Here is a 19,056-nt window from a genome sequence, read left to right as displayed (position 1 = left end):
CAGAAAAGGCGCGGCGTTAGTCTTTAATCGTCAGCAGGGGTGTAGACTCGTAGCTCTTCATATCCGTGATGATAATCTCGTCGCCGGGTTTCAGGCCGCTGATGACCTGCACGTAATCGAAGTTGCTGTCACCGAATTGTACTGTGCGTTGCTCGGCCTTATTGTCCTTCACCACAAATACTTTTTGCTCCTGCCCACCCTGGTAAAAGGGGCCATTCTTCACACGGGTCACGTGGTTGTGCGCTTTTGTCACCACGTACACATCGGCGCGCAGGTTAGAGCGCAGGGCCGGATGGTGGTTTTCGTCGAGGGTAGCATAAAAGGACACTACGCCCTTATCCACGGCCGGGCTTACCGTACTGATGGTACCGCGCAGGTCAATACCGTTCAGGCGCACAATCACCGGCGAGCCCACATGCAGCGCATCGGCGTAGGAATCAGAAATGGTGGCCTTCACCCGGAAGCTGGTCAGGTCGGCTATGCGGGCCAGCGGGTCGCCCTGGTTCACAGTGGTCCCGATATCATCGTTCACCCAGGTAAGTACGCCGGGCTGCTGGCTGCTGATGTTGGCCTGGGCCAGCTTGCTGGCCAGGTCAGAAATGCTGCGGTCCTGCATCTGCATGGTGTAACCCAGCTCGCGCACATCGGCGGCATTGCTCTGGCGCTGGTTGCGGATTTGCTCGCGCAGGCGCTGCAGTTCCAGTTGTGCCACTTTCAGATTCAGCTCGGCCTGACGCACACTTTCGGTGGTGCCGCCGCCTATTTTCAGCAGGTACTGCTCATCGTGCAGCGCTGACTGCAGGCTGCGCACTTTCACCTGCTGTACCTGCTCCTGAGATTGTAAATCGTTGAGGCCGTGCTCCAGTTTGAGCTGCAGCTGGGAGTTTTTGTTGTGATTCTGCTGCTGCTCGTCCTGCAGGCGGGCAAGGCTACTGGTGGTCAGATCTTTATCAAGCTCCAGAATGGTTTGCCCAGGCTTCACCTTCTCTCCTACCTGCAGAACTACACGCCGAATGGTGCTTTGAATAGGACTGGTAATCACGGCCTCGTGGCCGGGAATGATAAGGCCGGAAGCCGTGAGGGAGGCTTCCACGTCGCCGGTTTCAACAGTGGCAGTAAGAATATCGGTGCTTTTCACACTGGGTTGCAACACCGTTCGAAAGGCCAGCAGGCCGCCTACGGCTACGGCCACCACTAAGAAAACAGTCAGCCAACGCCGGCGCTGGCGGCGCGTTTGCGTGGCGGTAGATATTGCTCTGTCCATTTTTGTGCAGAAAGGATGAAGGTTCCTGCATCTATAGCCAACGCCCGTGCCATTTTTATAATAACCTGTTTATCAACTATTTGTATACATATATCGTATTATCTCTATTCGAAATTATGTCCAGAAGTGGACAGGGTGTTCGGAAATGAAAGCTGCTATTTGCTTGCTTTCGGGCATAAAAAACTACCGGCCCAAGCTTCGGGAATGAGAAGCCTAGGCCGGTAGTTGGGAGCGGGTTGCCCCGCCTTTATATCAGGCCGGCCGCCTCGGCAAAGCTGACCAGTTTGGAGGTGTCTTTAATATTGGTCTTTTCCAGCATGTTGCGGCGGTGGGTTTCCACGGTGTGTACGCTGATAAAGAGCTTATCGGCAATGTCCTTGCTGGTGAAATCCCGGCCCAACAGGCGCAGAATTTCCAGCTCCCTCTTGCTCAGGACGTTATCGGTGCTCAGGGTGTGACTTTCGGTATCGTAGGTGTAAAGCAAATCAGTTTTTTGGTCGCTGATGATATTAGTCATCAGGCTATGGTCTTTTTTCAGGTGCGATATATTACTGATAATCAAGAGCGTTCTAAGCACATGGCCTTCCTGGTTCAGATCCAGAACGGCGTTGCGCTGCAGCACCCGCATGTAGTTGCCGTTCAGGCAGCGCAGGCGGTAGTCGTAGCTGGAGCGGTAATTCAGCCGGTGCTGCCCTTCGGGAATAGCATCCAGGTAGTCCATTTCCAACTCCAGGAAGCGCACTAAGCCCGGCAGGTCATCGGGGTGTACTATGGAGAAGGTAAAATCGAGGCCACCAGTCAGGAACCGCTCGGCTTTGTAGCCCAGCGCCCGCTCCACCATATCACTGATATACACATAGCTGGCCTGGCTGGCATCAAAAATTGCCACCCCGCAATCTACCATGACAAAAATCTTTTCCAGCAGCGGATTATGCTGCAACAGGAGTTCTTTATCAAACGGGCTGCCCCCGATTGTTTTGGCTCGATAACGCTGTACCAGCTGGCTTACCGAGGCGTGCGACACCTGCAAAACCTCTTCCATAGCCTTCCCAACCTCTTTTTCTCTCCCTCCCCTTCATTCTCTTCTCCTCGTTTGCCTCTGAAGGCAATTTGATCCTATGCTGAACGTCATTCTCCCAGCACCATCCAATTCTTTAAATATAAGGAATTATATATATAATTTAAGAATATCGATATAAAATAGCTCGGATAAGGAATCATGATATGTAATATATCCTGCCTCAAGAATCAATTATTAATAAGAAACTATATAGCAAAGTATACGTGTCCCAAGGAAAGGTTGCATTGTTTTTAAGGAATAATTCGACCAACTAAAATGCAGATCTTAAGGCAGGTAAAATGGCTCTAACAAGGTAATAAAAGGCCTATTTCCGCAATTAACCCGTTCCTGTCTCACCTACCTGGAAGCGCTACCGTAGTAGCTACAATTCTTCCCAACTTGCCTGCATGAATCCAGCCCCGCTCTCCGGCCTTTACGCACCCTCGCTTAGTCTGCTCACCGACCTCTATCAGCTTACCATGGCCTACGGCTACTGGCAACAGGGCTTGCAAGACCGGGAAGCAGTATTTCACCTATATTTCCGGCGCCCACCCTTCGAGGGAGGCTATGCCGTGTGCGCGGGCCTGGCCTATGCCGCAGACTGGCTTTCCAACCTTCATTTTTCTGAAGACGACTTGACGTACCTGCGCGGCCTGCAAGGCAGCAAAGGTGCCCCCCTCTTCGACCCTAAATTCCTGGAATATCTGCGGGATTTGAAATTCACCTGTGATGTGGACGCCATTGCCGAAGGCACCGTGGTATTTGCCAATGAGCCGCTGATTCGGGTACAAGGGCCCTTGTTACAGGCGCAACTAATAGAAACGGCTCTGCTCACGCTGGTTAATTTCCAGACGCTGGTAGCCACCAAAGCGGCCCGAGTACGCGAAGCCATCGGCTCTCAGGACCAGATGCTGGAGTTTGGCCTGCGGCGTGCGCAGGGCTTTGATGGAGGCTTATCCGCCAGCCGCGCGGCCTACCTGGGCGGCGCCGATGCCACTTCCAATGTATTAGCCGGGCAGCGCTTTGGTATTCCCGTAAAAGGCACCCACGCCCACAGCTGGGTTATGGCATTTGAGGATGAGGAAACGGCATTTCAGGCATATGCCCAGGCTTTTCCCGATGACTCCGTATTTCTGGTAGATACCTATGATACCCTGGAAGGTGTGCGCCACGCCATTGCGGTGGCCCGCCAGATGCGCGCCAACGGCCACGAGCTGGGCGGCATCCGCCTGGACTCCGGCGACCTGGCTTACCTCAGCCGGGAGGCCAGAGCATTGCTGGATGAGGCGGGTTTTCAGAACGTGCGCATTGTGGCCAGCAACGACCTGGAGGAAAGCCTTATTACCAGCCTCAAGCAGCAGGGGGCCCGCATTGATACCTGGGGCATCGGCACGCAACTCGTTACGGCCTACGACCAGCCTGCGCTGGGAGGCGTGTACAAAATGGCCGCCCTGCGCAAACCCGACGACTCGGGCTGGGACTATACTATTAAGCTCTCGGAGCAGCTGGTGAAAACCAGCATTCCGGGCATTCTGCAGGTGCGCCGCTACAAGTCGGACAAAGGCCAGCCCCGCGCCGATATGCTCTACAACACCGCCGAGCCCCTCCCCGACCATCTCACTATCGTCGACCCGCTGGATGCTACCCGCCGCCGCCCCGTGCGCCCCGATGCTACTTTCCGGGAGCTGCTGGAGCCTGTATTCCGCCAGGGCAAACTAGTGCAGGAGCTACCCACTTTGGCCGAAAGCCGCGCCCGCGCCCAGCGCGAAGTGCAAAGCCTGGACCCCAGCATCCGCCGTTTCCTCAACCCGCACACCTACCCGGTAGGCCTGGAAGAAACGCTCAACACCTTCCGTACTGAGCTTATTCTGGAGAAGCGGCCGATGCGCCCGGCGTAGGCATAATAGCCTGGAATTGAATCAGGAATGTCATGCTGGGCGCAGTCGAAGCATCTCGCTAGTGTGGTGAATAGTTTAATTACTACTCCAACATCAGCACGCGAGATGCTTCGACTGCGCTCAGCATGACGTTCTGTTTTTAAGCTTCCTCCACTTATACCTTCACCCGCTTCCCGGTACGGGCTGCTTCGTAAATGGCCGTTATCAACTTAATATCCCGCAGGCCTTCCTCACCGGGGGTTTTGGGCGTGGTATTGTTGAGCACACACTCGGCCATGTGGTCCAGCTCGGCGGCAAACTGGTTGCCCTCGTCTACTTTGGGTTTCCGCTCCCCGCCCTTATCCCCTATTTTCATATTGTGCTCCTTGTAGTCGGTAGCGGGGTCCAGATCCAGCCAGGCTTTGTCGCCGAAGACGCGGTAGCGCTTCACCTCCTGAATGCTGTAGGAGCTGGTGCAGGTAGCCAGCACGCCGCTGGGAAAGCGGAGCGTGAAGTGTATCCGGTCTTCCACTTCCTTGAAGCGGGGGTCGTTTTTGTCGGTTGATTCTACCGCCGTTACTTCCACGGGCTCCTCGCCGGTCAGGTAGCGGGTGGCATTAAGGGAGTAAATGCCGATATCCATCAAAGACCCTCCGCCGGCCAACTTCTTTTGCACGCGCCAGGCGTCGGCTTTGTCGCCGGTGGGGTCTACGCTGCGGCCGTGGTCAGCGGTGATTTGCAGCAGCTTGCCCAGTTCGCCTTTGCGGATGCGGGCAATAGCGTCTAGGTTGAAGGGCTCGTACTGGGCGCGGTAAGCCACCATTAGCTTTTTGCCGGCTTTCTGACAGGCATCCATCATCTTTTGGCAATCTTCCGGCGAGGTAGCCATGGGCTTTTCCGTCAGCACGTGCTTGCCGGCTTTGGCGGCCCGAATGGTGTACTCGGCGTGCAGGCCTACGGGTAGCACAATGTAGACGACATCCACTTCAGGATTATCCTTAATCGTGTCGAAGTTCTCGTAGTTATAGATGCTCTTGGCCTCTACCCCGTACTGGCGGGCCAGCTTTTTGGCTTTATCGGGCGAGCCGCTAACCAAGGCCGCAATGCGGGCGTGCTTGCAGTCTTTGAAGGCGGGCATCATTTGCTGCGTGGCAAATTTGCCTAGCCCTACTATGGCAAAGCCAACTTTCTTTTGGTCGTCGTACTGCATGGCATCATCAAGAGGTGAAGGAGCAGATCCAGCTGCTGGCCCGGCCACGATAACCGCGGCCACCGTCAGGCCAGCCTGGCGCAGAAATGTGCGCCGCGAAGCGGAAGAGTCGAAACCGTTCATAGCAAACCCTACGCTAACATCTGGGTAGGCTGAACGGGGATTTTACCATAGCCGTTACGTGCGGCTAACGGATGAGCAGAATTTTCTACCTCGGTTACAAAACTTAAAATGTCCTGTGGGACACAGCCCAGCTAGCTAGACTATGCCCCACAGGACATTTTTCTAAAAATTGACCTGCTCGTAACGCTAGCTTACGCGTAGCTCAACTCGCCCGCACCTACTTTCAGCCGGATGCCGGGCTCGGCAGTGATGTGGCCGGCCACCTGCGCATCGTAGCCATCAGCGCGGAGTTGGGCGGCTATGGTTTCTGCCTGGGCCTCATCGGTTACCAGTAGCATACCGTTGCCCATGTTCCAGTAGAGGTAGGCATCGGCGGGCGTGATGCCGGCTAGCTCGGTGAGCTTCTGCATAGCGGGCAGAGGCTCGAAGAGATTGGTCAGCTCGGCACCTACGCCGTTTTTGAGTACGCGCTTGAGGTTATCGGCTATGCCGCCCCCGGTGATGTGCGCAGCCGCGTAGAGCGGCAGGCCTGCATCCAGCACCCGCGCCACGCCGGGCGAATAGATAAGCGAAGGAGCCAGCAGCACCTCACCCCAGGTATGGCCGGCACTGCCGTGCGGCGTAGCATCCAGCCCATCATAAGGAGCTGAGTGCCAGTTGTCGCCGAACAGGTTTTGCAGGGTGCGGCGGGCCAGCGAGAAGCCGTTGGAGCGGAAGCTGGGCGAGCGAAGGGCCACCACGGCCTGACCGGCTTTCACGCTGGCTCCGCTTAGGGGGCGCTCCAGGCTGGGGTGCAGGCTGCCAATGGCGGTAGAGCACCAGTTGAAGTTCATTTTAGCCCCGGGCCAGCCGCCGATGCGGTTACCCAGCTCGGCAATTTCGCCGCCCGTAATGGCCATTTCCGCAAAGTTGCAGGCATCGTGCAGGCCGCGCATCATCTCATCAATCACCTCATAGTCGAGGGTATTCACATCGATGATATTGGAGAGGTTGGTGGGCACGAAGCCGCCAACGATAAGGTCATCGGCCGTCATGGCTACCAGGTCGTAGCCCAGCGTGTCATACTTGCCTACCCGTTCCGCTACCTCAATCTTGGTCCCGATGCCATCCGAGGAAATACCCAGGCGGGCATTGCCGAAACGGATTTCATTGGCGAAACCACCCTCCAGGTCCTGCGCGGCCTCGCCGGGCTTGCCGGCGCGGTTGGCGAAGGTTTTCTTAGACCAGGCGTAGGCGTTGCGGGAGCATTCGTTGCCGAGGTCGATGTCGTAGCCGGCGGGTTTCTGGGAGGAAGTGGACATATGAAACGGTATGTTAAAGCTAAGCTAGAAAGCTAGTTTCCCTCCTCAGCTGAGGAGGGGCTAGGGGTGGTTGATAATAGCAGAACGACTTCTAGAACTAAGGCAACTGAATGTTCAATGATTGATCAACCACCCCTAGCCCCTCCTCAGCTGAGGAGGGAAACTAGCTTTCTAGCTTAGCTCTAATCCGTACTGCATTTGATTAATGTTCTGTCGGTTCCGGGGCTTTGGCACTCACGGAAGGCACTGCACCGTGGCGGTTCTTTTTTTCGCCGCGGTGGCTTTGGCGCTCCTCCTGAATATGGCCCAGGTATTTGGTCACATCACCCGTGGGGTATTTCCCGGTAAAGCAGGCAAAGCAGCTGCCGCCGTGGCCTTTGTCCTCCGCAAACAGCTCCTGCAGGTCTTCTATGGATTGATAGATAACCTTGTCAGCCTCAATGTAGCGGCAAATTTCCTCCTCGGTGTAGTTGGCGGCAATCAGCTCCGTGCTCATGGCCATATCAATGCCGTAGATGCAGGGGCTGATGATGGGCGGCGCGCTGGAAATGAAGTAGACCTCCAAAGCCCCTGCCTCGCGCAGAATGCGCACAATACGCCGGGAAGTAGTGCCCCGCACAATGCTGTCATCGACCACGGCAATCTTCTTGCCCTCCACAAACTCCCGAATGGGGTTCAGCTTCTTCTTCACAATGTCCTCACGGCCGGCCTGGCTGCTCACAATAAAGGAGCGGCCCATATGGTTGTTTTTCACCAGTGCCCGGCGGTACGGCACCCCAATGGCTTCGGCCAAACCAGAAGCTGAGAAGTAGCCAGAGGAAGGCACATCAATGACCATATCAGGCTGAATACCGGACTCAATTACCTTGCGGGCCAGCATCTTACCCAAACGCACCCGCTCCCGGGCTACCAAGCGTCCATGAATGGTAGAGTCTTCGCGGGCAAAGTAGATGTGCTCGAAGACGCAGAAGTTTTTGGGCTGTTCCTGCCGGTTCTTGTGATGTACCTTAAAGTCTTTGTCGATGAATACCGCTTGTCCAGGCCCAACGTTTTCCAGGAATTCGAAACCCAGATAATCGAAACAGGTACTCTCCGAAGCAAAGGCGTATACCGGTCCGTTCTCCGTCTGGCGGCGGCCCAGCACCAGTGGCCGGATGCCCAGCGGGTCGTTGAAGGCCAGCAGGCCATGCCCGGCAATAATGGTAATAGTGGCATAGGCCCCTTTCACCAGTTCCTGTGTAGTTTCTACGGCATCAAAAATGTCAATGACCGACAGCGCATCGAGGTTCTTCAGGCGCAGCTCCGAGGCGAAGGTGTACATGATGAGCTCCAGGTCGTTACTGGTCTTGGGCAGCACGTGGTAGGTATCGTGCAGACGCTTAGCAGCCTGGCGGAAGTTGATAACGTTGCCGTTGTGCACCATGGACAGCCCGAAGGGGTAGCTGGTGGTGAATGGCTGCGCCAGCTCAGGGTCACTGGAGCCTTGGGTGGTATAGCGGGCGTGGCCGATACCAATGTTGCCCTTCAGCTTCTTGAGCTGCTTGGGCTTAAACACATCAGCAATAAGGCCGTTGCCTTTACAGAGGTGAAAATTATCGTCGAAGGTGGCAATGCCGGCCGCATCCTGGCCGCGGTGCTGAAGCGCCGTCAAACCAAATACGATGTCGTGAGCAACGTCATCGGGGCCGTAAAAACCTACTATTCCGCACATGGCAGTTATCTGTTGTTAGTTGCCAGTTTTCAGGCTGGAAAACGGAGTGGGTGGTGTATTAGGGGTTGCCAAGGCTGTTTCGGCCTTCTTCATAGGTAGTTCGCCGCGAAGCAAACGAGCCAGCGTTTCGGCATATAGCTGATGCTCCACGGCCAGGCCGCGGCGCTCTACTTCTGCCAGGGTATCAGCCCCATGCAGGTCTACTGTCTGTTGCGCCAGTATAGGCCCGGTGTCCAGACCCTCATCAACCAGATGCACCGTGATTTTGGTTTCCGGCAGCTGATTTTCGAAGGCCCATTCATAAGCGTGCAGGCCCTGGTGCTGATGGGTGTCAGCGGGGTGAATATTAAGAATGCGCCCGGCAAACGCCCGAATGAATGTGGGCGACAGGATACGCATGTAGCCGGCCAGTACCACGTAATCGGGCTGGTAGCTGTTCAGAATGTCTACTACCTCAGCATCAAAATCGGCCCGCTTACGGCTCTGGCTGCTCAGGCTATCGGTGGGGCAACCCAAGGCCATAGCGGTTTCCAGACCGGGAGCATCGGGCTTGTTGCTGAAAACCACGGCCACTTCCGCCACATCCTGCAGCACCCCATGTTGCACGGCATTTACCAGTGCCACCATATTGGAGCCCCTTCCCGACAATAAAATGGCCAGGCGCAGCTTGCGGATAGTATGGTTACCGGGTGAGTTCAAGAATGGGAGTCGGCCGCTGGCCAATATCTGTGCGGATGTACACATCCTGAAATTTAACCTTTTCTGCTTCCCGATACACGTGATTCACAGCATCTTCCAGCTCTTCGCCGTGGCCTACCAGTACCATTACCCGACCACCACTAGTTACCAGCTGGCCTTCAGCATTGCGTTTGGTAGCGCCGTGAAAGGCCAGGATGCTAGGGTGTAGCTGGTCTAGGCCAGTGATGGGAAAGCCGGTGGGGAACTTAGCGGCGGGGTAGCCGCCCGAGGCCAGCACCACGCCTACATAATAGCCGCGCCGCTGCCGCACTACCGTTTCCTGCAGCCGGCCATCCAGCGTGGCTTCAATTAGCTCCAGTAAGCTGCTTTCCAGGGCGGGCAGCAGTACTTCAGCTTCCGGGTCGCCGAGGCGGGCGTTGTATTCCAGCAGCTTGGGCCCCTGGGGCGTGAGCATGATGCCGAAATACAGGAAACCTTTAAAGTTAAACTGCTCTTTCTGCAGGCCACCCAGCGTGGGGTCTACAATGGCAGTGCGAATGGCCGCCAGCACGTTGTCGTCGGCGAAGGGCACGGGGCAGTAGGCGCCCATGCCGCCGGTGTTGGGGCCTTGGTCGCCGGCCAGCAGCTGCTTGTGGTCCTGGGAAGGCGCCAGCAGCCGGATGCGGTTACCATCGGTTACCCCGATAATGCTGATTTCGGGGCCGGATAGCTTTTCTTCCAGCAGGAAGCTAAACCAACCGGTGTGCTGCTGCTGCAAATCGTCCAGCGCGGCGTGGGCCTCTTCTACCGAAGAGCACACATACACGCCCTTGCCCGCAGCCAACCCATCATACTTTACTACTACCTGCCCTTCCAGCTCGGTGGCTTTGGCGCGGGCAGCCTCCAGCTTGTCGCTCCGGTACTGCCACGACATTGCCGTAGCCACCCCGTGCCGCCGCATAAAATCCTTGCTCCACACCTTGGAGCTTTCCAGCGTAGCACCAGCCCGGCTTGGGCCAAACACCCGGATAGCAGAACCGGCAAAATAGTCCGTTACTCCGGCGGCCAGTGGTGCCTCGGGCCCTACCACAATGAGCTTGATGCCGTGCGACTCACAGAACCCCTGAATAGCCGGAAAATCGGTAGCGCTGATTTCGGGGTGACTATTGGGGATGCCGGCGTTGCCGGGCAACACGTGCACGGTGGCGCCGTCGCGGGTCAGTTTCCACGCCATGGCGTGTTCACGGGCCCCGCCGCCGAGAAGTACTATGGGTTTAGAAGTTGCCAAGGTCATCTATGCTAAAAATCTATCTTGAATTACCCCTTCGTCAATTCTTACTGCTTCTGATACTATCACTAAGTTATCTTCTTCATGAGGCTCGCCAGCGTTTCCATAAGGATCCAATGAAAGATACCACAGCCCGTTTTCTACTCTTTTAAAGACGACATCAGAATAATAACGGGAATCAAATTCTTCATTGATGACAATTTTCCGCACTCCATTCAAATGAATCTGCAGTAAGCAAGGCTGCATCTTACCGTCTGCTGTCTTTTTACGGATCAGTACATCAACCGAAGCTTGCCGAAGCGCAGAGTTATTAGCGGAAGTGTAATCTACCGCCAGTTTTATAGAACAGATTTCTCCGTCATTTAATGCGTATCCAGCCAATAACTCCTCCATGGTCGCTTAGCTGATATCGTCAATGGAAACAATCTGACCATCGGCAAACTTAAAAACCGACTTACCCTTTAACTCCAGTGTGTCGCCAGCCTTCAGCCCAATGGGGAGGTTCACAGCCGCAACTGCGACATAGTCAATCAACACCTCGACCTGGTTATTAGCCACTTGCCAAGTCGTAACGCGCTGCTCCCGCTGAGAGAAGTACTGCGTGGCTTGCTCGGCCTGCTGACGGAAGCTTTCCTTACCGGTGGTTGTCAGGTTGACTTCGCCGCCGGAAATGTTGCGGAACACCACGTCCTCGTGCAGATGGCGCACCATCCCGTCTACATCGAAGCGGTTGTACGCTTCAATGTAATCTTGCACTAGTTGTTTGTGTTCTGTAACGTTCATTGGCTTGGTCTTACAGCGCCCGCAGCTTAGCGTTATCGGGGCGCACTACCGTGAGGTTGGGGTAGCCGAGGGCATAATCACTGACGAGTTCAGGCATCTTTCATGATGCCAGCGCGCACCAGGTTGCCCACGAGGCGGGCCTGTACGTCGCCGCCGGCAGTGGCCTCGTCGCCGGTGGGCAGTGGGGCACCCGTGATACGCTCGTAGATATCGAGGTAGCGGCGAGTGGCTTCGGCAGATACTTCGGGGGTGAGGGCGCGGGGGTACTGGCCGTCCTGCTTGTTGGCAATCAGCCACTGACGCACGTATTCCTTATCCATCTGCTCCACCGCCTCGGGGTTCCTGGCGTAGTCCTTGGCGCTCCAGAACCGCGACGAGTCGGGTGTGTGGATTTCGTCAATCAAAATCAGCTCCCCGTCCAGCAAGCCAAACTCGTACTTGGTATCCACCAGGATAATGCCGCGCTCCGCCATCCACTGCGAAGCGAAGTTGAACAGCTCCAGCGACTTCACCCGCATCTTCTCATATAGCTCCGCCGACACCCAGCCTTCTGCCACCAGGTTCTCCGGCGTAATCTCGCGGTCTGACTCCTCCTTGGTGGTAGGCGTCACGATGGGCTCGGGGAATTGCTGGTGCTTGGTCAGGCCATCCGGCACCGTTACGCCCGAGAATGTGCGCTGGCCCTGCTGGTAGCCGCGCAGCATCGAGCCCGTGAGGTAGTTACGCACCACCATCTCCACCCGAATTGGCTCGGCTTCCTTGGCCAGCGTCACGTTCGGATCGAGCAGCGAAATCACGTGGTTCGGGATGATGTGCCGGGTTTTGTCGAACCAGAAAGCGGCCAGCCCATTCAGCACCGCGCCTTTGTGGGCCACAGGCGTTTCCAGCACCGAGTCAAACGCCGAGAGACGGTCAGTTACCACGATGAGCCGCTCGCCCGAAGGAGCGCGGTACGAGTCGCGAACTTTGCCGCGGTGCAGGAGTTCGAGCTGGGAGGTATCGAAGTGGTTGAGGGTGTTCATACGACGAGTTAGCAGCCGGCACTAGGTCAGCGGAGTGCGGAGGTGTCTAGGATGAAAACTGGCGGGCTTCCTGGGGTGTGACAGCGGTTTGGCGCTGACTTTGCACGTGCTCCACAATGTTGCGGAACAGCTTTAGGCCATCACCTTCCTCACTCAGATGGGGGTTCTGACGTTTGCGCCGGGCCCAGTCCGGGTGGTTATAGAGCGAGAGGAAGGCCTCGGGGTGTGGCATCAGCCCAAATACCTGGCCGGTGGTATCGGTCAGGCCGGCGCAGTTAAGGTCCGCGCCGTTCGGGTTATGCGGATACACGTCCGTCGGCGAGCCGTCGAAGTCCGTGTAAGCCAGGCAGTTCAGGGCACGTACTTCGATTTCAGCCAGGGTTTCTTCGCCTTTGATAATCAGGCGGCCTTCGCCGTGGCGTACCGGCACTTCCATCGTGTCGATACCTTTCAGGAAGGGCGAGTTGGACTCAGGATTGACTTTCAGCCGCACCCAACGGTCCTCGTAGCGGCCCGAAGCGTTGTGCGTGAGCGTTACTTCCGGCGTCACGTTGCCGCTCAGGTTAGGCAGCAAACCCAGCTTCACCAGCACCTGGAAGCCATTGCAGATACCCATCACGAACTTGCCGTTGGCCACGAACTCCCTGATATCATCCAACAGCGTACGGCCTTCCGCATTTTTGCGGTAGCGCAGCTTGTTGGCCAGCACCACGCCCGAGCCGAGGTCGTCGCCGAAGGAGAAGCCACCGGGGAAGTTTAGGATGTCGTAGTCGTGGATGCTGACGTGGCCGTGCAGCACCTGGTTGAGGTGCACGATGGTCGCCTCGGCCCCAGCCATCCGGTAAGCGGCGGCGTACTCTTCTTCGCAGTTGATGCCGAAACCGGTCAGGATAAGCGCTTGTACCTTCTGCTTTGGTTGGTAGTTGCCTTGCAGCGGTTCGGAGCTTTCGTGGCCGCCGTCGATGCTTTTATAGCCGAGCACGGTTACCGTCCCATCCGCATTGGTATGCGCCGGGCCGGTTTCGTCGCGCTGCGGCTGGGGCGGCACGTTCAAGTCAGGAAATAATGGTTTCTCGTTCATGATTAATGCGCCGCTTCGTGCTGGCCGAAGCCGATAATACGATTCACCGGGCCGTTGGTCCACTCGTGGCGCAGGGCCGCCGTACTGGCCGAAACCACCGTCTGGCCGCCATGCCGTACCGTGAGTTGGCCGTCCGGCGTCACTCTACCCAGGCGGGTAGCGCGGGCACCGAAGTGCTGCTCGAAAGCCACCACATCTTCCGGAGCCACCGTCGCCACAAAGCGGGAGTGCGACTCCGAAAACAGCTGCGCTGTTACACTTAAATCACCAGCAGGCAGTTCCACATCAGCGCCGAAGCCATAACCAAAGGTGGCCTCAGCAAGTGCCACCGCCAAACCACCGTCTGATAGGTCGTGGCAGGATTGAATCAGGCCCTGGTCGTTAGCCTGGCCCATCAGGGTATACAGGGCTTTAGCTTCTTCGAAACGAACCTGGGGCACGTTGGCGCCCAGCTCATTAAAGAGTTGATAAAACTCCGAACCACCCAGTTCATCGTAGGTTTCGCCCAGCAGATACACCACGTCGTCGGCTTGCTTGAAGTCGGAGGTGATGGTACGGCGGACATCTTCAATTTTGGCGGTCATGGAGTACAGCACCGTAGGCGGCACCGAAATCTTCACGCCGTCGGCCTTGAAGTCGTTCTTCATGGAGTCCTTGCCCGATGTGAGCGGGATGCAGTAGGCCGCCGTAGCATCGCGCAGGGCCTGGCACATGCGCACCAGCTTGGCCAGCTTCTGCTTGCCATCGGGGTTGCCGATGGGGTCGTACACCGAGTCGGGCACGCAGAAGTTGTCGTTTACGGACCAGAAGTTACCGTCGCCGTAGCTCAGGTTGGGCAGCTTCCCTCCTACCGCTACAATCTGACGTACGGCCTCGTCAAACGCGCCGGCCGACATATGGTAAGCGTCCAAATCACCAAAGCGGGGCAGAATGCCGTTGCTCACGGCCACGCCTTCCCAGCTCTCGAAGTTGAAGCGCACCACGGCGGCATCCTGCGGTGCCTGGCCCGTTGCGCCCATCAGCGGCTTGATAATGGTGCGGCCTTTCACCTCGTGGTCGTACTGCCGAATCACCGATTCGCGGGAGCAGATGTTGAGGCTACCCAGCAAACGGCTCAGCACATCGGTATAGTCGAGGTCAGTGGGTAGGGCGGGCTCTTGAGCCTGGGGTATGCTCCATTCGGCTTCCAGCACTTTGCGCGGTACGCCTTCGTGCAGGAAGTGCATATTCAAGTGGGCCACCGACTCACCATCAAAGCGCACATCCAGGAAGCCATCCGAAGTGAAGTAGCCGATATCGGTCAGCTCTACTTCCATCTCCTGCCCCAAAGCCAGCAGTTCGTCCAGCTTCGCGGGCTCCACCGCCAGTGAAAACCGTTCCTGCGACTCAGAAACAAAAATTTCCCAGGGCCGCAGGCCAGGATATTTCAGGGGCACTTTTTCCAGCTCTACCACGGCACCGCCGCTAATGGTGGCCAGCTCGCCGATAGATGAGGACAGGCCGCCCGCACCATTGTCAGTGCTGCACTTGATGAGGCCGCGGCGCGTAGCCAGGATCAGGAAGTCCATGGCCAGCTTCTGCGTGATGGGCGAGCCGATTTGCACCGCCGTAGCAGGCGAGGTTTCGTCTAATTCAATAGAAGAGAAAGTGGCACCGTGGATACCATCTTTGCCGACCCGGCCGCCGGCCATAATGATGCGGTCCTGCGCGTCGATTTTCTTTTCCCAGGAATCAAGGCCGGCCAGTTGCATGGGCATCACGGCGCCGGTGCCGCAGTACACCAGCGGCTTGCCGGCGTAACGGTCATCGAACACAATGGCACCGTTCACCGTCGGTACGCCCGACTTATTGCCGCCGTCCTCAATGCCCTTGCGTACGCCTTCGAAAATGCGGCGCGGGTGCAGCTGGTTGCTCAGCAAAGTACCCGAAAACTCGGGGTTGCCGAAGCACAGCACGTTGGTATTGAACAGCAGCCGCGCGCCGCCGATGCCAGTGGCCAGCGGGTCACGGTTGTTGCCCAGAATGCCGGTAATGGCTCCGCCGTAGGGGTCGATGGCCGAGGGAGAGTTATGCGTTTCCACCTTCCACACGAACAACGACTCCGGGTTGATGCGCACGGCCCCGGCGTTGTCGGAGAATACCTTAATCAGCCAGTCGTTGCCGTTGGCCCGCAGCTGGCGGTCTACCTCGGAAGTGGCGTCTTTGATGTACGTCTTAAATAAGGAGTCGACTTCGAACGTCTCGCCGGTGTCGGCATCCTTGTACTTAATAAGTGCCGAAAACTCCTTGTGCTTGCAGTGCTCCGACCACGTCTGGGCAATGATTTCCAGCTCGCAGTCGGTGGGGTCCTGGGGCAGGCCGGCGGCCTGACGCTCAGCGGCAATGCTGGTATAATGGTCGCGCACGGCGCGCATTTCCTCCAGGTTCAGGGCGTAGAGATTGTCTTTCGACAGCTTGATTAGCTCCTCATCCGAAAGGCCCAACAGGCGCACGGTGTCCGTAATGGATTCGGCCCCACCACCCGGGCGCGGCGTGTAGTCGCGGATCAGGGTTATGGGGCCGGTTTCGAAGCGGTTAATCATTTTGTTGCCGAGCAGCTCTTCGGCAAGGCGGCGCAGACTACTCTCCGGAAGCTCGTGCTCCAGGAAGTAGAGCCGTTTGCTGAAGATGTGCTGGGTATGGGTGTCCAGCGGCTGGTTGAGGAAGTCGCCGAGGGCGTTCTGGGCCGATATGCCTTCGTCGTCGGTGACGCCGGGCAGCTTGGCCACCAGAATGTAGCTTTTGTATCCGGGGTCGTGGCGGAACTCGTCGAGGGCCACGTCGTGCAGCACCGGGTCCTGCAGGCAGTGGGTGGCGAAGTCGCGCAACTGCTCGTCCGTTACAGGGTAGCGCACCGTGTAGAGGGCGGTGCTTTGCACCCGGCCGGTATGCAGGCCGAGGTGGCGTTGGGCAGCTTCGGCTATGCGTTGGCCCTCGCCATCATGTTGGCCGGGCTTAAGCAGAAGCTGAATAGTTCTTTGGGTAGATTCCAAAAGGAGGTGGTTTGCTATTTTTCGGGTTTCCCACGCGCAGCAAAGGGGCTGCCGTGAGGAAGCATACCCGCGCAGGGTACGCCGAAAATGCCTTGCTGCGGTGCCGCTTGCGCCGCAGTAGGTTTAAGAAAACGCTTTTTCCGGCCGACTGCCGGGTTTCACCACCGGAATACCTGCCCGGCAAAGCGGGCAATCATCGGGTGCGTAGGTGGCCGCCGTTACCGGCAGCAGCGCAAAGTTCGGAAAATTCAGCGCAGCATCCCCACCCGTACGGTCAATTAAACTCGCCACGGCCAAAACTTTTGCTCCCATCCCTTCCAACACGCGGGCTACCTCGTTGGTGCTCTTGCCGGTAGTCACCACATCTTCGGCAATGACAATCTTCTGGCCGGGCTCCACGGTAAAGCCGCGGCGCAACGTCATCTGCCCCGCCTCGTCGCGCTCCGTAAAAATGCCGGGTACGCCCAGCTGCCGGGCGAGTTCGTAGCCAATGACCACGCCGCCCATGGCCGGGCCTACTACCAAATCCGGCTGCAAACCGGCTTCGCGAATCATATCGGCCAGCTGTTTAGCGGCCAGGGCGGCCAGGTCGGGCCGGCGCAGGAATCGGGCGCACTGCACGTAAGTATCAGAATGCAGGCCGGAAGAAAGACGAAAGTGCCCGCGCAGCAGCGCGTCTTCCTGGAGCAATTGCTGCTCCAGCGTTGCCGGAGTGAGGGTGGTTTGGGTGGAACTCAAGGGTGGTACTGTATTATCAGATGGTTGAATTAGCGCGAAGACAAATTGGCGCGCTACACGGCTACCGGCCGAAACTGATTGATTTGCTCGACCAATTCACGAGCGGCAGCGCCGGCATCGGCTGCCTGCCACAAAACGCGGGAAGTGTTGATCAGCAGACCGGAGCCATCAGGGCGCAGGCCGGCGCGCAGGGTAGCCTGCAGGTCGCCGCCCTGGGCGCCTACGCCGGGTACCAGGAACCACTGTTCCGGGCTGAGGGCGCGCATGCGGCCCACGGCTTCGGCGTTGGTAGCACCTACTACCAGACCAATACCGCCGCCATGCTCTTCGTCCAGCTTGCGGGCTACGCGGGCGGCGCAATCCGAGAGGGAGCCGCCTCGGGTGAGAGCTACATCCTGCAGCGAGTGCGCGGGTTTGTTGGAGGTTTTGGCCAGCACGAACACCATTTTGCCGGGGAGGGCAAAGGGCAGAATAGCGTCGTCGCCCATGTAGGGGTTCACCGTCACGCCATCAGCCCCAATGATGTCATAAGCAAAGCGGGCGTAGTGGTCGGCGGTGTTGGCAATGTCACCGAACTTACCGTCTAGGATAACCGGAATGCTTTCCGGGATGCGCTGTACGGTTTCTCGCAGCAGCTTCACGCCATCTTCCCGGCTCAGGAAAAAGGCTAGGTTGGGCTTGAAAGCGGCGGCATAATCATGAGTCTGGTCGATAACTTCGGCCAGGCGGCGGGCTACCTGCGCATCGTCGCCCACGGGGTCGAGGCCCACGCAAAGCAGCGAGTTTGCGTACTGAACACGTTGAATCAGCTTTTCCATGCGGAAGCAGTTTTAGGGTGGGTGTGGTCACATTCAATAGCCAGCCGGGCCGATAAACCGGGCTCCAGCCACTCGCCGCTGGCCACCTGCACGGCACTGGCGCCGCAACGCAGGTAGTCCGTTACATGAGCCGCGGTAAACACGCCGCCGGTACCAAAAATGGGCAGCGTAATTCGCTCATCATGCGCCAACTCCCACACGCAACGCAGGGCCACGGGCCGCAGCGCCTCCCCCGACAAGCCCCCAGTCATGGGGGCAGCGGTAGCATCTTCCGGCAGGTGCAGGGCTTTGAGCAGGTTGGTAGCGGCCAGGGCCGTAGCGCCGCCTTGCTGGGCACCCAGCGCCAGGCCCCGGATGTGCTCGGGCCACGGCGGCAGCTTCACAATAATGGCGGCCTCAGGCCCCATCTCATTGCGCACGGCCTGGGTGGCGTCGCGCACAAACTGGGCGTTCAGTTCTTCGCCCTTTTCCGTATCGGGCTGGGTCATGTAGACCTCCACACCGGCTATCTGACGGCCGACTTCCCGGGCAAGGAAGCGGGCAATTTTGCGGAAGCCGGGAATGCCGGGCGCGGTAATGCTGACAAACACGGGCACGCCGTAGCTGAGCAGGTGGGCCAAATGCTCCTGCACCAGAATTTCGGCGCTTTCCGTGCGCATGTTGGTGGCGTTGAGCAGGGTTTGCTCCTTCACCTGCCAGATACCTTCTTCATAGAGCCCGGGCTTGGGCTCCATGGTGACGGTACGGGTAAAAATAGCTCCCAGTCGCTCGTAAGCGGGCCCCGTGGGTAGCTGCCACGGCGCGGCGGCCAAGCAGACGGGGCTTTGTAAAGTAAGAGTACCGAGTTGCATGATGAATTAAGTTAAGAAATTCTGCGGGTGCTTGTCATGACCTCAAGGGGTGGCTCCTTCCTGACAGCGCTTTCACCAATTTCCCCTAAGTTCAAGGCTGTCATTTCAGAACCACCCGCCCTTTGGCTGGCGCCGCAGGGATAAAAGGAAGCGGGTGCTACGGGTTAAGCATGGGCTTGTAATGCCCTAAAAGCAAAGCGTCCGGCAGAGCCTGACGCT

The 19,056-nt window shown here is 57.7% G+C and carries 16 protein-coding genes; 1 reads left to right on the top strand and 15 read right to left on the bottom strand.

The features are described 5' to 3' along the window. Positions 1-16 precede the first annotated feature (16 nt). Both Q4G72_RS03370 and Q4G72_RS03365 read right to left on the bottom strand, forming a co-directional pair. The gene (locus Q4G72_RS03370; RefSeq protein ID WP_303310024.1) at positions 17-1,264 is read right to left on the bottom strand and encodes an efflux RND transporter periplasmic adaptor subunit; all 1,248 of its coding nucleotides are present in this window, start codon (positions 1,262-1,264) and stop codon (positions 17-19) included. Positions 1,265-1,511: 247 nt separating this feature from the next. Continuing rightward, the gene (locus tag Q4G72_RS03365) at positions 1,512-2,306 is read right to left on the bottom strand and encodes a LuxR C-terminal-related transcriptional regulator (protein ID WP_303310023.1); all 795 of its coding nucleotides are present in this window, start codon (positions 2,304-2,306) and stop codon (positions 1,512-1,514) included. Between the two features lie 425 nt (positions 2,307-2,731). On the opposite strand from Q4G72_RS03365, the gene Q4G72_RS03360 reads away from it, so the two are divergent. After that, positions 2,732-4,222: a nicotinate phosphoribosyltransferase gene (locus Q4G72_RS03360; RefSeq protein ID WP_303310022.1), complete on the top strand. Its 1,491-nt coding sequence runs from the start codon at positions 2,732-2,734 to the stop codon at positions 4,220-4,222. Positions 4,223-4,376: 154 nt separating this feature from the next. Here Q4G72_RS03360 and Q4G72_RS03355 read toward each other — a convergent pair whose 3' ends face one another. The 13 genes from Q4G72_RS03355 to Q4G72_RS03295 all read right to left on the bottom strand — a co-directional run bounded on the left by Q4G72_RS03355 (position 4,377) and on the right by Q4G72_RS03295 (position 18,837). After that, the gene (locus Q4G72_RS03355) at positions 4,377-5,534 is read right to left on the bottom strand and encodes a Gfo/Idh/MocA family protein (RefSeq protein ID WP_303310021.1); all 1,158 of its coding nucleotides are present in this window, start codon (positions 5,532-5,534) and stop codon (positions 4,377-4,379) included. A gap of 191 nt (positions 5,535-5,725) precedes the next feature. Continuing rightward, on the bottom strand, positions 5,726-6,835 hold the full coding sequence (locus tag Q4G72_RS03350; RefSeq protein WP_303310020.1) for an AIR synthase-related protein: 1,110 nt from the start codon (positions 6,833-6,835) through the stop codon (positions 5,726-5,728). Positions 6,836-7,037: 202 nt separating this feature from the next. After that, on the bottom strand, positions 7,038-8,546 hold the full coding sequence (purF, locus tag Q4G72_RS03345) for an amidophosphoribosyltransferase (RefSeq protein ID WP_303310019.1): 1,509 nt from the start codon (positions 8,544-8,546) through the stop codon (positions 7,038-7,040). A 15-nt stretch (positions 8,547-8,561) separates the two neighbouring features. Next, positions 8,562-9,245 (bottom strand): phosphoribosylglycinamide formyltransferase, encoded by a 684-nt coding sequence (purN, locus tag Q4G72_RS03340; protein ID WP_303310018.1) that lies wholly within the window; start codon positions 9,243-9,245, stop codon positions 8,562-8,564. Next, positions 9,229-10,512, bottom strand: a complete 1,284-nt coding sequence (purD, locus tag Q4G72_RS03335; protein WP_303310017.1) for a phosphoribosylamine--glycine ligase — start codon at positions 10,510-10,512, stop codon at positions 9,229-9,231. Before purD ends, purN begins: the two co-directional genes overlap by 17 nt. A gap of 6 nt (positions 10,513-10,518) precedes the next feature. After that, entirely contained in the window at positions 10,519-10,905 is a 387-nt protein-coding gene (locus Q4G72_RS03330) for a hypothetical protein (protein WP_303310016.1), read from the bottom strand. Positions 10,906-10,911: 6 nt separating this feature from the next. Then, positions 10,912-11,295, bottom strand: coding sequence for a nuclear transport factor 2 family protein (locus tag Q4G72_RS03325; protein ID WP_303310015.1), 384 nt, complete (start codon positions 11,293-11,295; stop codon positions 10,912-10,914). A gap of 89 nt (positions 11,296-11,384) precedes the next feature. After that, a complete protein-coding gene (locus tag Q4G72_RS03320) occupies positions 11,385-12,317 on the bottom strand; it encodes a phosphoribosylaminoimidazolesuccinocarboxamide synthase (RefSeq protein WP_303310014.1) in 933 nt (310 codons plus the stop codon). A gap of 46 nt (positions 12,318-12,363) precedes the next feature. Continuing rightward, complete coding sequence (locus Q4G72_RS03315) at positions 12,364-13,398, bottom strand: phosphoribosylformylglycinamidine synthase subunit PurQ (RefSeq protein ID WP_303310013.1); 1,035 nt, start codon at positions 13,396-13,398, stop codon at positions 12,364-12,366. A 2-nt stretch (positions 13,399-13,400) separates the two neighbouring features. Continuing rightward, positions 13,401-16,430 (bottom strand): phosphoribosylformylglycinamidine synthase subunit PurL, encoded by a 3,030-nt coding sequence (locus Q4G72_RS03310; RefSeq protein ID WP_303310012.1) that lies wholly within the window; start codon positions 16,428-16,430, stop codon positions 13,401-13,403. 123 nt (positions 16,431-16,553) lie between these two features. After that, positions 16,554-17,168 (bottom strand): orotate phosphoribosyltransferase, encoded by a 615-nt coding sequence (gene pyrE / locus Q4G72_RS03305; protein ID WP_303310011.1) that lies wholly within the window; start codon positions 17,166-17,168, stop codon positions 16,554-16,556. A gap of 53 nt (positions 17,169-17,221) precedes the next feature. Then, positions 17,222-17,986, bottom strand: a complete 765-nt coding sequence (gene pyrF, locus Q4G72_RS03300; protein WP_303310010.1) for an orotidine-5'-phosphate decarboxylase — start codon at positions 17,984-17,986, stop codon at positions 17,222-17,224. After that, complete coding sequence (locus tag Q4G72_RS03295) at positions 17,974-18,837, bottom strand: dihydroorotate dehydrogenase (protein ID WP_303310009.1); 864 nt, start codon at positions 18,835-18,837, stop codon at positions 17,974-17,976. Before Q4G72_RS03295 ends, pyrF begins: the two co-directional genes overlap by 13 nt. Positions 18,838-19,056 lie beyond the last annotated feature (219 nt).

The sequence above is a fragment of the Hymenobacter sp. BT730 genome (assembly GCF_030542105.1).
Taxonomy (GTDB): domain Bacteria; phylum Bacteroidota; class Bacteroidia; order Cytophagales; family Hymenobacteraceae; genus Hymenobacter.
This window is presented reverse-complemented; position numbering and strand designations above follow the sequence as displayed.